General features: G+C 73.0%; 13 protein-coding genes. 8 read left to right on the top strand and 5 right to left on the bottom strand.

Annotated features, from left to right (window positions below; all coding sequences use genetic code 11):
* Positions 1 to 61: 61 nt before the first annotated feature.
* On the top strand, positions 62 to 1,777 hold the full coding sequence (ptsP, locus tag ACFPGP_RS20355; protein ID WP_378592913.1) for a phosphoenolpyruvate--protein phosphotransferase: 1,716 nt from the start codon (positions 62 to 64) through the stop codon (positions 1,775 to 1,777).
* Between the two features lie 9 nt (positions 1,778 to 1,786).
* Here ptsP and ACFPGP_RS20350 read toward each other — a convergent pair whose 3' ends face one another.
* Positions 1,787 to 3,916, bottom strand: a complete 2,130-nt coding sequence (locus ACFPGP_RS20350) for a molybdopterin-dependent oxidoreductase (RefSeq protein ID WP_378592911.1) — start codon at positions 3,914 to 3,916, stop codon at positions 1,787 to 1,789.
* A 96-nt stretch (positions 3,917 to 4,012) separates the two neighbouring features.
* Complete coding sequence (locus ACFPGP_RS20345; RefSeq protein ID WP_378592909.1) at positions 4,013 to 4,663, bottom strand: hypothetical protein; 651 nt, start codon at positions 4,661 to 4,663, stop codon at positions 4,013 to 4,015.
* A gap of 289 nt (positions 4,664 to 4,952) precedes the next feature.
* Between ACFPGP_RS20345 and ACFPGP_RS20340 the strand changes: the two genes are divergently transcribed.
* From ACFPGP_RS20340 to ACFPGP_RS20325, 4 genes are all read left to right on the top strand, one after another.
* On the top strand, positions 4,953 to 5,210 hold the full coding sequence (locus tag ACFPGP_RS20340; protein ID WP_378592908.1) for a DUF6458 family protein: 258 nt from the start codon (positions 4,953 to 4,955) through the stop codon (positions 5,208 to 5,210).
* Between the two features lie 173 nt (positions 5,211 to 5,383).
* The gene (gene rpsO / locus ACFPGP_RS20335; RefSeq protein ID WP_116572135.1) at positions 5,384 to 5,659 is read left to right on the top strand and encodes a 30S ribosomal protein S15; all 276 of its coding nucleotides are present in this window, start codon (positions 5,384 to 5,386) and stop codon (positions 5,657 to 5,659) included.
* A gap of 227 nt (positions 5,660 to 5,886) precedes the next feature.
* On the top strand, positions 5,887 to 8,106 hold the full coding sequence (locus ACFPGP_RS20330) for a polyribonucleotide nucleotidyltransferase (protein WP_378592907.1): 2,220 nt from the start codon (positions 5,887 to 5,889) through the stop codon (positions 8,104 to 8,106).
* Complete coding sequence (locus ACFPGP_RS20325) at positions 8,103 to 9,467, top strand: M16 family metallopeptidase (RefSeq protein ID WP_378592905.1); 1,365 nt, start codon at positions 8,103 to 8,105, stop codon at positions 9,465 to 9,467. The genes ACFPGP_RS20330 and ACFPGP_RS20325 overlap by 4 nt, the downstream gene beginning before the upstream one ends.
* A 42-nt stretch (positions 9,468 to 9,509) precedes the next feature.
* On the opposite strand, the gene ACFPGP_RS20320 is transcribed toward ACFPGP_RS20325, so the two are convergent.
* Positions 9,510 to 10,025: a class I SAM-dependent methyltransferase gene (locus ACFPGP_RS20320; RefSeq protein WP_378592903.1), complete on the bottom strand. Its 516-nt coding sequence runs from the start codon at positions 10,023 to 10,025 to the stop codon at positions 9,510 to 9,512.
* Between the two features lie 94 nt (positions 10,026 to 10,119).
* On the opposite strand from ACFPGP_RS20320, the gene dapB reads away from it, so the two are divergent.
* Positions 10,120 to 10,875 carry a 4-hydroxy-tetrahydrodipicolinate reductase gene (gene dapB, locus ACFPGP_RS20315; protein WP_378592902.1) on the top strand — a complete coding sequence of 252 codons (756 nt, stop codon included), beginning with the start codon at positions 10,120 to 10,122 and terminating at the stop codon, positions 10,873 to 10,875.
* A 69-nt stretch (positions 10,876 to 10,944) separates the two neighbouring features.
* Here the strand turns inward: dapB and ACFPGP_RS20310 are convergent, their stop codons facing one another.
* Both ACFPGP_RS20310 and ACFPGP_RS20305 read right to left on the bottom strand, forming a co-directional pair.
* On the bottom strand, positions 10,945 to 11,226 hold the full coding sequence (locus ACFPGP_RS20310) for a hypothetical protein (RefSeq protein WP_378592900.1): 282 nt from the start codon (positions 11,224 to 11,226) through the stop codon (positions 10,945 to 10,947).
* Between the two features lie 120 nt (positions 11,227 to 11,346).
* Entirely contained in the window at positions 11,347 to 11,889 is a 543-nt protein-coding gene (locus ACFPGP_RS20305; protein WP_378592898.1) for a GNAT family N-acetyltransferase, read from the bottom strand.
* A 153-nt stretch (positions 11,890 to 12,042) separates the two neighbouring features.
* On the opposite strand from ACFPGP_RS20305, the gene paaA reads away from it, so the two are divergent.
* On the top strand, positions 12,043 to 13,047 hold the full coding sequence (paaA, locus tag ACFPGP_RS20300; protein ID WP_378592896.1) for a 1,2-phenylacetyl-CoA epoxidase subunit PaaA: 1,005 nt from the start codon (positions 12,043 to 12,045) through the stop codon (positions 13,045 to 13,047).
* Positions 13,044 to 13,337: a 1,2-phenylacetyl-CoA epoxidase subunit PaaB gene (gene paaB / locus ACFPGP_RS20295; protein WP_378592894.1), complete on the top strand. Its 294-nt coding sequence runs from the start codon at positions 13,044 to 13,046 to the stop codon at positions 13,335 to 13,337. The genes paaA and paaB overlap by 4 nt, the downstream gene beginning before the upstream one ends.
* The last annotated feature ends 37 nt before the right edge of the window (positions 13,338 to 13,374 follow it).

The raw sequence follows: 13,374 nt of genomic DNA, 5'->3' as shown, positions 1-13,374 counted from the left end.
ATGAGTTGTTTTACGCCCGAATGTGTTGACTGTCAAGCCCCAGCGCGGTTAGCGTGTGTCCATGGTCACCACCGCGAACCCCGACACCGCCCCCACCGTCCTGCGTGGCACCCCGGTCGTCCCCGGGCTGGCCCACGCGCCCGTGCAGACGGTGCGCGGGGAGGTGTCGGCCGAGGCGGTGGCGCGCTTCGGCACCGGCGACTTCGCCGACGAGGACGCCGCGCTGGCCGCCTACGACGCGGCGGCGCAGGCGGTGGCCGACGGCTTCACCGACAAGGCGGCGCGCACGTCGGGCGCCGCGGCCGAGGTCCTCACCGCCAGTGCCGGGATCGCCCGCGACCGGGGGCTGCGGTCGGCCGTGCGCAAGCAGCTGCGCAGCGGTGACGACCTCGTCGCCGCCGTCCGCGCGGCCGCCGACCAGTTCGCGGGGATCTTCACCCAGATGGGCGGCCTGATGGCCGAGCGCGTCACCGACCTGCGCGACATCGAGCGCCGCATGGTCGCCCGGCTCGTGGGGGAGCCCGAGCCGGGGGTGCCGACCCCGGCCGAGCCCTCCGTGCTGGTCGCCGAGGACCTCGCGCCCTCGGACACCGCCGGTCTGGATCCCGCGCTCGTGGTCGCCCTCGTGACGGAGCGGGGCGGGCCCACCAGCCACACCGCGATCATCGCCCGGCAGCTCGGCATCCCCTGCGTGGTCGGCACCGCCGGGGTGCTGCAGGTGTCCTCCGGCAGCCGTCTGCTGGTCGACGGCACCACGGGGCTCGTCGAGGTGGACCCCGACCCCGCCGACGCCGCGCGGCGGGTGGCGGAGGACCAGGCGGTGCAGGCGAGCCTGGCCGCGTGGACCGGCCCGGCCGCCACCGCCGACGGTCGGCCGGTGAAGCTGCTCGCCAACGTCGCCGACGGCGAGTCGGCGCGGGCAGCGTCGGGCGCTCCCGTCGAGGGCGTCGGCCTCTTCCGCACCGAGCTGTCGTTCCTCGACCGGCGCGAGGAGCCGACCGTCGAGGAGCAGGCCGAGGTGTACGCCGAGGTGCTGAACGCCTTCGCCGGGCCCGGTCCCGGCGGAGCGGACCGCCACGTCGTGGTCCGGACCCTCGACGCGGGCTCCGACAAGCCGCTGGCCTTTGCGACCCTCACCGACGAGGAGAACCCCGCGCTGGGTGTCCGCGGCCTGCGCCTCTCCTTCTCCAACGCCGGGCTGCTCGAGCGCCAGCTCGACGCGATCGCCCTGGCCGCCCGTCAGGCCGGCACCGAGGCCTGGGTGATGGCGCCGATGGTGGCCACGGTGGCCGAGGCGGCCGCCTTCGGCGAGCAGGTGCGCCGGCGCGGGCTCAAGGCCGGCGTCATGGTGGAGGTGCCGAGCGCGGCACTGCTGGCCCACCGGATGCTCGAGGTCGTCGACTTCCTCTCGATCGGCACCAACGACCTCACGCAGTACACGATGGCCGCCGACCGGATGGCCACCGACCTGGCCCACCTGACCGACCCGTGGCAGCCCGCCGTGCTCCACCTGATCGCGATCACGGCCGAGGCCGGACGCCGCGCCGGCAAGCCGGTCGGCGTCTGCGGCGAGGCCGCGGCCGATCCGCTCCTCGCCTGCGCGCTGGTCGGCATGGGCGTCACCTCGCTCTCGATGGCCGCTGCCGCCGTCCGCCCCGTCGGCGCTCGCCTGGCCACGGTCGGTTCGGAGCAGTGCGAGGAGGCCGCCGAGGCCGCGTGCGCCGCCGCCGACCCGATGGCCGCGCGCGACGCCGTACGGCGGGTGCTCGGGCTCTGAGCCCCGGCCTCAGGCAGGGGTGACGCGGACCGGGACGCCGTTGAGGGCGGCGTTGCCCGACACGTCCAGCCGCTCGGGGTCGGTCAGGTCGTTGATGGACACCCCGGGCACCGTGCGTGCGTGGGCGAGCCGGACGCCGTCGCGCTGGTGGCCGTAGCCGTGGGGGAGCGAGACGACCCCGCGCATCATGTCGTCGCTGGCCTGCACCTGCGTGGCCACCTCGCCGACGCGGGACGCGACGCGCACGGTCGCGCCGTCCTCGAGCCCGCGGGCTGCCAGGTCGTCGGGGTGCATCAGCAGCTGGTGCCGCGGGCGTCCGCGGGTGAGCCGCGGTGAGTTGTGCATCCACGAGTTGTTGTCGGAGCGGTGCCGGCGGCCGATCAGCAGCAGCTCGTCGCCCGTGGGGGTGGCCGCGAGGTCGTCGACGTGCCGGGCGAGGCGGGGCAGGTCGCCCAGCACCAGGTCGACGGCCAGGCGGACCTTCTTGCCGGGCGTCTGCAGCCGCCCCGGCATGGTCGGTCGCAGCGGGCCGAGGTCGACGCCCTCGGGGTGGGCGCGCAGCGCGCGCATCGTCGTCCGACGCCCGGAGAGCAGGAGCCCCGCGACGACCGTGCGGGGGCTGACCGAGAGCCGGGCGCGCAGGGCGAGGAGGCGGCGTCGCGACGGAGGCTTCTGCAACCGGGCCGCGACCCGCAGGGCGAGCTCGCGGTAGATCTCCCAGTCGTGCATCGCGCCGACGGGCTTCGGCAGGACCGCGGGGGTCCAGCGGGCGGTGTTGCGCACCGCCAGCGCGTGGAAGACCAGGTCGTACTGGTCGCGCTCCAGCGCCGTCGTCGGCGGGAGCACGACGTCGGCGTGCCGGGTGGTCTCGTTGAGGTAGAGGTCGATCGCCGCCATGAAGTCGAGGCCCTCGAGCGCGCGTGCCAGCGACGCGCCGTCGGGGGTCGACAGGACGGGGTTGCCCGCCAGCGTGAGGAGCGCGCGCACCTGCCCGTCGCCGGGCGTCTCGATCTCCTCGCGGAGCACGCTCACCGGCAGCTCGCCGGCGAACTCCGGAGCGCCGCGCACCCGGCTGCGCCAGACGTCCCAGTGTCCGCGCCCGACGATGCCGCGCCCCACGATGTCGGCCGCCGGCTCGGTGAACATCACCCCGCCCTCGCGGTCGAAGTTCCCGGTGAGCAGGTTGAGGCAGCAGATCGCCCACTGGCAGAGCGAGCCGAAGCCCTGGGTCGAGAGCCCCATCCGGCCGTAGACGACCGCCGCGTCGGCCGCGGCCAGCTCGCGGGCCAGCCGCCGGATCTCGTCGGCCGGGAGGCCGGACGCCATGGCCGCGCGCTCCGGCGTCCAGTCGGCCACCGCGAGGCGCACGGCCTGGACCCCCTCGACGTACGACGGGGGAGCGGTGAGGCCCTCCGCGAGCAGCACGTGCAGCATCGCGAGGAGCACGGCCGCGTCGGTGCCGGGCCGCACGAAGTGGTGCTCGTCGGCGACCTTGGCGGTCTCGGTGCGACGCGGGTCGAGCACCACCATCCGCCCGCCCCGGGCCTGCAGCTCCCGCACCCGCTGCGGGAAGTCGGGCACGGTCATCAGCGAGCCGTTGGAGGCCATCGGGTTCGCCCCGAGCACCAGGAAGTACGACGTGCGGTCGATGTCGGGGACCGGGATCAGCAGCTGGTGGCCGAAGAGCTGCCAGGCGACCAGCTGGTGCGGCACCTGGTCGACGGAGCTGGCGCTGAACTTGTTGCGCGTGCGGAACGACTTGAGCATCGCGATGCCGTGGGTCTGCGACCCGAGCGAGTGCGCGTTGGGGTTGCCGAGGTAGACGCCGAGCGCGTCGCGCCCGTGCTCGTTCACCGCCCGCGCGATGCCGTCCGCGGTGAGGTCGAGCGCCTCGTCCCACCCGATCTCCACCCACCGGGCCCCTGCGCCCTCGCCCTCGCGGCGCACGGGCCGGCGCAGCCGGTCGGGGTCGTCGGTGACGTCGGGGAGCGCCACGCCCTTGGGGCAGATGTGCCCGCGCGAGAGGGGGTCGTCGGGGTTGCCGCGGACCCCGGTCACCCGGCCGTCCTCGACCGTCAGCACGAGGCCGCAGATCGCCTCGCACAGGTTGCAGACCCCGAGCGTCCTGGTGCTGGCCACGTGGTCATGCTGCCAGAGTCACGCCAGCTGCCCGGCTCGCGGCCACCGCCGTACGGGCCGGACCGCGGCCGGGCGGACCTCCGCCCGGCCGACCGGTCAGTCCTCGTCGCCGTCCTGGCAGACGTCGCCGCCCTGGTCGTCGTCGTCCTGGCCGTCGTCGTCGACGTCGGAGTCCTGGTCGTCGTCGTCGGTGCTGTCGGAGATGCCGTCCTCGTCGGAGTCCTCGTCGCCGTCGTCCACGCCGTCGTCGTCGGAGTCGGCGTCGGCCGGGTCGTCGCCGTGGTCGTTCTCGTCCTCGTCGGCGAGCGCGTCGCCGTCGCTGTCGTCGTCGTCGGCCACGCAGGTCTCGTCGGTGTCGTCCTCGTCCTCGTTGGTCACGCCGTCCTCGTCGGCGTCCTCGTCGCCGTCGAGCGTGCCGTCCTCGTCGGTGTCGGCGTCGTCGGGGTCGGTCGTCGACGAGCCGTCGTGCACCTCGTCGCCGTCGTCGTCCCCGTCGCCGTCGGTGTCCTCGGACTGCGGGTCGGTGCTGCGGCGGAACTCGCCGAGGTTGCGCAGCCCGTCGTGGTCCGCGTCGCCGGCGCCGTTGGCGCGCTGGGGGTTCAGGCCAAAGCGCTGCTCCCAGCGGTTGGGCATCCCGTCGCCGTCGGAGTCGGTGGCCGCGCCCGCCGGGCCGGCCAGGGTGAGCAGACCGCCGGTCGCCAGCACGGCGATGGTGGCGACGACGCGGTGCAGGGTGCGGTGGTACACGGGGGCTCCTCGGGGGTCGGGCGGCCTCCGACGGGCGTCGGACGGCGACGTGCCCGCCCATCGTGCGACGGTCGGGGCGACAAATCTCAAGAAATCGTCAATCTTGGGGAGGGGCGTGGCCGCTGGTCGAGACCGGCGGTGACCACATGGACCGACCCACCTGCGCCAGCGCCCGGTCCGGGTTGTCCGACCCGGTCCGCGGGCGGGTGTGGCCGTGGCCCCGAGGGGGTAAGAACCCTCGGGCTGCCGCCGGTCACCGTGGCCGGCCGCGGAGAGGAGTGCAGAGCACATGGGCTACGGACTGGGCATCTTCCTGCTCGTGCTGGGGTTGATCCTGGCGCTGGCGGTGCAGGACGCGATCTCCGGCATCGACATCACGCTGATCGGCTGGATCCTGGCGCTGGCCGGCGTGCTGGTGCTGGTGCTGACCGCGGTGCAGGCCAACAGCCGCCGCACCCACCGCACCGTCGCGCGCACCACGCACGCCGACGGCTCGCAGTCGGTCACCGAGCGGCGCACCGACCAGGACCCGCCGCCGGCCGTCTGACGGCCACGACCTGCCGGCTCGGCAGGTCCCGGCACGCCTCCGGCCCCGTCCCGTTTTGGGCGGGGCCGGACGCCGTTGGTAGTCTCCACCGGTTGCCGTCTAACGGCCGCGGACACAGAGTGCCCGGGTGAACAGGCCCCGGCGCGCCGCGCAACGATCCGGAAGGAGCCCGCATGTCGATCGGTACCGATGCGGAGACCAAGAAGAAGATCATCGCCGAGTACGCCACGACCGAGGGTGACACCGGGTCGCCCGAGGTCCAGATCGCGCTGCTCAGCCACCGCATCTCCCACCTCACCGAGCACCTCAAGCAGCACAAGCACGACCACCACAGCCGTCGCGGTCTGCTGCTCCTCGTCGGCCAGCGCCGGCGTCTCCTGAACTACCTGCAGAAGACCGAGATCGAGCGCTACCGCTCGATCGTCGAGCGCCTCGGTCTGCGCCGCTGACCCCCGGAGGGCCCACCATCGGTGGGCCCTTCGCTAGATTTTCAACTGAACACACACCATCCAGGAGCGACCCGCGCCGTCTGGCCCGGTCCTCGGTAGTGGCTCTCAGACCCGGCCCGGCCGCGCACGTGCGCGGCGGCCGGGGGCTGCGGGCCTCGATCGAAGACCGGCCTCTCCACTGCGGGACGTTCGCGGATCGCTCCGCGAAGAGAAAGGGACCACACCGCGTGGAACCCACCATTTCTGCCGTCGAGACCGTTCTCGACAACGGCAAGTTCGGCCAGCGCAAGATCAAGTTCGAGACCGGGCTGCTGGCCCGCCAGGCCGCCGGCTCGGTGACCGCCTACCTCGACGACGACACGATGCTGCTCTCGGCGACCACCGCCGGCAAGCAGCCCAAGGACCACTTCGACTTCTTCCCCCTCACGATCGACGTCGAGGAGCGGATGTACGCCGCGGGCCAGATCCCCGGCTCCTTCTTCCGGTCCGAGGGTCGTCCGGGCGAGGACGCGATCCTCACCTGCCGCCTCATCGACCGCCCGCTGCGCCCGACCTTCAAGAAGGGTCTGCGCAACGAGGTGCAGGTCGTCATCACGGTGATGGCGCTCAACCCCGACGCGCCGTACGACGTGCTCGCGATCAACGCCGCGTCGATGTCCACCCAGCTCTCCGGCCTGCCGTTCTCCGGCCCGGTCGGCGGCGTCCGCGTCGCGCTGATCGACGGCCAGTGGGTGGCCTTCCCCAGCCACAGCCAGCTCGAGGACGCCGTCTTCGACATGGTGGTGGCCGGCCGCGTCACCGAGACCGGCGACGTCGCGATCATGATGGTCGAGGCCGAGGCCACCGAGCAGACCTTCGACCTGGTCCGCTCCGGCACCCAGGCCCCGACCGAGGAGATCGTGGCCGGCGGCCTCGACGCCGCCAAGCCGTTCATCAAGCAGCTGGTCGAGGCCCAGGTCGAGCTCGCCCGCGAGGCCGCGAAGCCCGTCCAGGAGTTCCCGATCTTCCTCGACTACGAGGACGATGTGTACGACGCCGTCGAGGCGGCGGTCAAGGCTGACGTCGCGCAGGCGATGACCATCGGTGACAAGCAGGAGCGCGAGGCCCGCACCGACGAGATCAAGGCGGGGCTGCTCGACCAGCTCGCCGGCAAGTTCGAGGGTCGCGACAAGGAGATCGGCGCGGCATTCCGCTCCGTGACCAAGCAGGTCGTGCGCGAGCGCGTGCTGCGCGACAAGGTGCGCATCGACGGTCGCGGCCTGGCCGACATCCGTCCGCTGCACGCCGAGGTCGGCGTCCTGCCCCGCGTCCACGGCTCCGCGCTGTTCGAGCGCGGCGAGACCCAGATCCTGGGTGTCACCACCCTCGACATGCTCAAGATGGAGCAGCAGCTCGACACGCTCTCGCCGGAGAAGCACCGTCGCTACATGCACAAGTACGTGTTCCCGCCGTTCTCCACCGGCGAGACCGGTCGCGTCGGCTCGCCGAAGCGACGCGAGGTCGGCCACGGTGCGCTGGCCCGCCGCGCGCTGCTGCCGGTGCTGCCCACCCGCGAGGAGTTCCCCTACGCAATCCGGCAGCTCTCGGAGGCGATGGGCTCCAACGGCTCGACCTCCATGGGCTCGGTCTGCGCCTCGACGATGTCGCTGCTGCACGCCGGTGTCCCGCTGAAGGCGCCGGTGGCCGGCATCGCCATGGGCCTGATCTCCGGTGAGCTCGACGGCCAGACGCAGTACGTCGCGCTCACCGACATCCTCGGTGCCGAGGACGCCTTCGGCGACATGGACTTCAAGGTCGCCGGCACGCGTGACTTCGTCACCGCGCTCCAGCTCGACACCAAGCTGGACGGCATCCCGGCCGAGGTCCTCGCTGCGGCGCTGACCCAGGCCCGCGACGCCCGCCTGGCGATCCTCGACGTGATGGCCGAGGCCATCGACGCTCCCGACGAGATGTCGGAGTACGCGCCGCGGATCATCACGGTCACGGTGCCGGTCGACAAGATCGGCGAGGTCATCGGCCCCAAGGGCAAGGTGATCAACCAGATCCAGGACGACACCGGCGCCACGCTCTCGATCGAGGACGACGGCACGGTCTACATCGGCGCCACCAACGCCGAGGCGGCGGAGGCGGCCCGGGCCGCGGTCAACGCGATCGCGAACCCGACCATGCCGGAGGTCGGCGAGCGCTACCTCGGCACCGTCGTGAAGACCACCAACTTCGGTGCGTTCGTCTCGCTGCTCCCGGGCAAGGACGGCCTGCTGCACATCAGCAAGCTGCGCGGCCTCGCCGGTGGCAAGCGGGTCGACGCCGTCGAGGACGTCGTCTCCGTGGGCCAGAAGCTGCAGGTCCAGATCGCCGAGATCGACGACCGGGGCAAGCTCTCGCTGATCCCCGTGGTCGAGGAGGAGGGTGCCTCGCAGGAGGCCTCCTCCGACGACGACGAGTGATCTCTCGTCCCACGACGCGGACGGCCGGCCAGCAGCACGCTGCTGGCCGGCTGTCCGTTCCCCAGAAGACCGGCTCGACGCGCACGGTGGAGACCGTCCGTGACGCCGAGGGCCAGGTGACCTCGCGGGTCCGGCGTACCGTCCTGCCCGGCGGCCTGCGGGTGATCACCGAGCACATGGCCGGCGTCCGGTCGGCGAGCATCGGCGTGTGGGTCGGCGTCGGCTCGCGCGACGAGCAGCCGGCGCTGCACGGCTGCTCGCACTTCCTCGAGCACCTGCTCTTCAAGGGCACCCGGGCCCGCTCGGCCATGGACATCTCGGTCGCGCTCGACGCGGTCGGCGGTGAGTTCAACGCCTTCACGGCCAAGGAGTACACCTGCTTCCACGCGCGGGTGCTCGACGTCGACCTGCCCCTGGCGATCGACGTCCTCGGCGACATGGTCACCGACTCGCTGATCGCCCCCGAGGACGTCGAGGCCGAGCGCGACGTGATCCTCGACGAGATCGCGATGCACGACGACGACCCCGACGACGTCGTCCACAACCTCTTCGCCGCCCAGGCCTGGGGCGACGCTCCGCTGGGGCGGCCGATCGCCGGCACGGCCGAGTCGATCGCGGGCCTCTCGCGCGACCAGGTCTGGCGGTTCTACAAGCGGCACTACCGGGCGGCCAACATCGTGGTGGCCGCCGCCGGCAACGTCGACCACGCGTCCGTCGTACGCCGGGTGCGCTCGGCGTTCGGCCGCACCGACTTCCTCTCCGGCGACGAGTCGCCGGTCGTCCCACGGACCCAGCGCAAGCTGCGCCGCGTGCACCCCGGCACGCTCTCGACGCGGCGTCCGCTCGAGCAGGTCAACGTGGTGCTCGGCATGAACGGCCTGACCCGCCACGACGACCGCCGGTTCGCGCTCGGTGTGCTCAACACCGCGCTCGGCGGCGGCACCTCGTCGCGGTTGTTCCAGGAGGTCCGCGAGCGGCGCGGCCTGGCCTACTCGGTCTTCTCCTTCGCCAGCCACCACCACGACGCCGGCCTGGTCGGCGTCTCCGTCGGCTGCCTGCCCGGCAAGCTCGACGCCGTGCTGGCCACGGTGCGCGCCGAGCTGGCGCGGGTCGCTGCCGAGGGCATCACCGAGGAGGAGCTGGTGCGCGGCAAGGGCCAGCTGCGCGGCGGGCTCGTGCTCGGGCTCGAGGACTCCGGCTCGCGGATGTCGCGGATCGGCAAGGCCGAGCTGGTCTACGACGAGCTGCTCTCGCTCGACGACGTGCTCGAGCGCGTCGACGCGGTCACCCGCGAGGAGGTCGCGGAGCTCGCCGCCGAGATCTTCGGGCAGCCCGAGATCCTGGCCGTCGTCGGGCCGTGAGGTCGTCGGGGGACTGGTGGTGCTGCGGCGGGGCGACCCGGGTCAGCGACGCCCGATGATCCCGACGACGGCGGGCGCCTTCTGCTCGACGACCGAGACCCGGAAGCCGCCCGTGCGCAGCGCGTTGGACGACTTCTCGACGATCGAGGGGACGAGCTCGGGGCGGTTGGCGTCGTAGAAGAGGAAGACCGCGCCGCCCGGCAGCACCCGCTCGTGCAGCAGGGCGACCTCGTCGTCGCACTTGCGGACCCAGAACAGGTTCACGTTGAAGGCGAAGACCTTGTTCAGGCGCTTGACCGGCACCCGCAGCGTGGCCAGGTCGATCTGTCGGACGGTGAGCCGGCCGGCGTCGACGTACTTCTGGCAGCGGCGGCGGGTGCGGTCGACGCCGGACTCCGAGCGGTCGATGGCGAAGAGCTTGCCGGTCTCGAGACGCTGGCAGATCAGCTCCGCGCCGGCGCCCGGCCCGCACCCGATCTCGAGCACGTGGTCGTTGGGCTGGACCTCCATGAGGTCGACCGCCCACCGGATCCGGGGAGGAATCGTCTGCACCGGCATGCCGCAAGCCTGCCAGAACCGCACCCCCGCGTCACCGACCCCTCCGCCCGTGGCGCGTGGCGCTGCCCACGACGGCGTGCCCTAGGGTCGGGCCATGACCGAGGTGATGCGGGTGGGCGTGCTCGGCGCGCGGGGCCGGGTCGGCAGCGAGGTGTGCCGCGGTGTGAGCGCCGAGGGCGACCTCGACCTCGTCGCCCAGGTCGACGCCGGCGACCCGCTCGACCTGCTCCTCGAGGGTGACGCGCAGGCAGTCGTCGACTTCACCCACCCCGACGTCGTGATGGACAACCTCGAGTTCTGCATCAGCCACGGCATCCACGCGGTGGTCGGCACCACCGGCTTCGACGACGCCCGGCTCGCGACGCTGCGCGGCTGGCTGGCCGACAGTCCCGGCACCGGCGTGCTGGTGGCACCCAACTTCTCCATCGGCGCGCTGCTGATGATGCGCTTCGCGGCCGCGGCGGCGCCGTGGTTCGAGTCCGTCGAGGTGGTCGAGCTGCACCACCCCGACAAGGCCGACGCCCCGTCGGGCACCGCCCGGCGTACGGCGCAGCTCATCGCCGCGGCCCGGGACGAGGCCGGGCTCGGGCCGGTGCCCGACGCGACGTCGACCGGTCTGGAGGGGGCGCGGGGAGCCGTCGTCGACGGCATCCACGTGCACGGCCTGCGGGTCCGCGGGCTCGTGGCCCACCAGGAGGTGCTGCTGGGCGGGCCGGGGGAGACCCTGACCATCCGGCACGACTCGCTCGACCGGGCCTCGTTCGTGCCCGGCGTCCTGGCGGGGCTGCGCGCGGTCGGTGACCGCCCCGGGCTGACCGTGGGTCTCGAGCAGGTCCTCGACCTGGGCTGAGGCGGTGGCCGGGGAGCCACCCCGGTCCGGCTCCGTCGCCGCGTAGGGACACCGGGGTGGCGCGGCCGATCAGGGAGCCCGCGGGCTCCGGGAGCGCGCCGGGTCGGCAGCGGCCCGGCGCGTGAAGTCGTGGACGAGCAGGAAGGCGCACACCACGCCGGCCAGGCTGCCCACGAGCAGCCCGTCGACGGGCAGCGGGAGGTCGAGGCTGCCGCTGAGCCAGGTGCCGAGCACGGCGCAGACCAGGATCGCGGCCACGACGACGCGGCGGCTGTACCGCCGGGGCAGAGGACCGAGCACGGTCACCCCCGAATGTGCGGCGGGCGAGATGCCCGCGACTGTCTCCAGCATCACCCTCCGGGCCGCAATGTCAATGAGATCGATCCAAGGCCCGTCGGCCAGGTGCGGTCCGGGCTCCCGGCCGTGGTACGGACCAGGTGGGGACAGGGCCGGGACGGCCGGACGGTGCGGTCAGGAGGTCAGGGCGGTGTGCAGGCGCACCTGCTTGACCCGGGCGCCGTCGGGTCCCTCGAGCTCGCGGTGCGCGGTGTCCGGGGCCCAGCCGGCGCCGGTGAGGAAGGCCCGCAGCACGTCGTCGCTCGCCACGGCCCACAGCACTGCCCGGCGGAAGCGGTCGGCGGCCATCGTCTCCGCCGCCGCCTGCAGCAGCCGCGAGCCGTGGCCCTTGCCGCGCTCGTCGGGGTCGACCGTGAGGTCCATCAGCTCGCCGTCGGCGACCGGGTCGCAGTCGGGGTCGCCGGCCGGGGTGGTCAACGCGAAGCCGACCACCCGGTTGCGCTCGAGCGCCACCAGCACCCGCGACCGGGCGTCGGCCGGCCGCGCCAGGGCGTCGCGCCAGACCGGGGTCGTCTGCGCGGGGTCGAGGTCGAGCGCCTCGGCCGGCAGCAGCTCGGCGTACGACGTCTGCCACGCGCGCACCTGCACCTGCGCGATCGCCTCGGCGTCGTCGGCCCAGGCGACCCGGACGGAGACGTCGGCGGAGGGGGAGCTCATGGACTCCAGTCTGTCCTGACGCGGTAGTCCCCGACGAGATGGCCCCCCCTACCGGTCAGTAGGGGGGCCATATCGTCGGGGACTACCGCGCCGTGTTACATCCCGACGCCCAAGATGTCGTCAACCGTCACAGGCGCTGGTAGCCTCACCGGGGTGTACGGCAACGACTTCAGCGCTCCGGACCAGTCCCGCCGCCCGGGTCCGGACCAGGCGGCGGACGACGACCCGACGTTCACCGCGCTGCTCGCGGACGAGGGGCGGGTGGAGCCCCGCGACGCGATGCCCGAGGCCTACCGCAGGACGCTGGTGCGCCAGATCGCCCAGCACGCGCACTCCGAGATCATCGGGATGCAGCCGGAGGGCAACTGGATCAGCCGGGCGCCCAGCCTGCGCCGCAAGGCGATCCTGATGGCCAAGGTGCAGGACGAGGCCGGCCACGGCCTCTACCTCTATGCCGCGGCGGAGACCCTCGGCGCCGACCGTGCGGACCTGCTCGACCAGCTGCACAGCGGCCGGCAGAAGTACTCCTCGATCTTCAACTACCCGACCCTCACCTGGGCCGACGTCGGCGCGATCGGCTGGCTGGTCGACGGTGCCGCGATCACCAACCAGGTCCCGCTGTGCCGCTGCTCCTACGGGCCCTACGCCCGCGCGATGGTGCGGGTCTGCAAGGAGGAGTCGTTCCACCAGCGGCAGGGCTTCGAGATCCTGCACACGCTCTCCCACGGCACGCCCGCGCAGAAGCGGATGGCCCAGGACGCCGTCGACCGCTACTGGTGGCCGTCGCTGATGATGTTCGGCCCGCCCGACGACGACTCGCCCAACTCCGCGCAGTCGATGGCCTGGGGCATCAAGCGGTTCTCCAACGACGAGCTGCGCCAGCGGTTCATCGACATGACCGTGCCGCAGGCCCAGGCGCTCGGCCTCACGCTGCCCGACCCCGAGCTGCGCTGGAACGAGGAGCGCGGCCACTACGACCACGGCACCATCGACTTCACCGAGCTGTTCGAGGTGATCAAGGGCCACGGCCCCTGCAACGCCGAGCGGATGGCCCACCGCCGCAAGGCGCACGACGACGGCGCGTGGGTGCGCGAGGCCGCGTCGGCGTACGCCGCGAAGCACGCCGCGCCCGCCGGCGCCGGTCGGGGCGTCGCGTGAGCGCCCCGCAGGCCGACTGGCCGCTGTGGGAGGTGTTCGTGCGCTCGCGCCGCGGGCTCTCGCACGTCCACGCCGGCTCGCTGCACGCACCCGACGCCGAGATGGCGCTGCGCAACGCGCGCGACCTCTACACGCGCCGGCAGGAGGGCGTCTCGATCTGGGTCGTCCGCTCGAGCGACATCGAGGCCAGCACCCCCGACGAGCGCGACGCGTTCTTCGACCCCGCGGCCGACAAGATCTACCGCCACCCGACGTTCTACGACGTCCCCGAGGGCGTGGAGCACCTGTGATCACCCCACGGAGATCTTCATCTCCTCCGCTGCGCTC

It is taken from the genome of Nocardioides taihuensis (assembly GCF_042657275.1).
In the GTDB taxonomy this organism is placed as follows: domain Bacteria; phylum Actinomycetota; class Actinomycetes; order Propionibacteriales; family Nocardioidaceae; genus Nocardioides; species Nocardioides taihuensis.
Note: the sequence above shows the minus strand (reverse complement) of the source record. Positions and strands in the feature narration are given on the sequence as shown.

What these genes read in the sequence shown, in the direction of transcription:
- ptsP (WP_378592913.1), top strand. Translation starts at nt 62, where the DNA reads ATGGTCACCACCGCGAACCCCGACACCGCCCCCACCGTCCTGCGTGGC.
- ACFPGP_RS20340 (WP_378592908.1), top strand. Translation starts at nt 4,953, where the DNA reads ATGGGCTACGGACTGGGCATCTTCCTGCTCGTGCTGGGGTTGATCCTG.
- rpsO (WP_116572135.1), top strand. Translation starts at nt 5,384, where the DNA reads ATGTCGATCGGTACCGATGCGGAGACCAAGAAGAAGATCATCGCCGAG.
- ACFPGP_RS20320 (WP_378592903.1), bottom strand. Translation starts at nt 10,025, where the DNA reads ATGCCGGTGCAGACGATTCCTCCCCGGATCCGGTGGGCGGTCGACCTC.
- dapB (WP_378592902.1), top strand. Translation starts at nt 10,120, where the DNA reads ATGACCGAGGTGATGCGGGTGGGCGTGCTCGGCGCGCGGGGCCGGGTC.
- ACFPGP_RS20310 (WP_378592900.1), bottom strand. Translation starts at nt 11,226, where the DNA reads ATGCTGGAGACAGTCGCGGGCATCTCGCCCGCCGCACATTCGGGGGTG.
- ACFPGP_RS20305 (WP_378592898.1), bottom strand. Translation starts at nt 11,889, where the DNA reads ATGAGCTCCCCCTCCGCCGACGTCTCCGTCCGGGTCGCCTGGGCCGAC.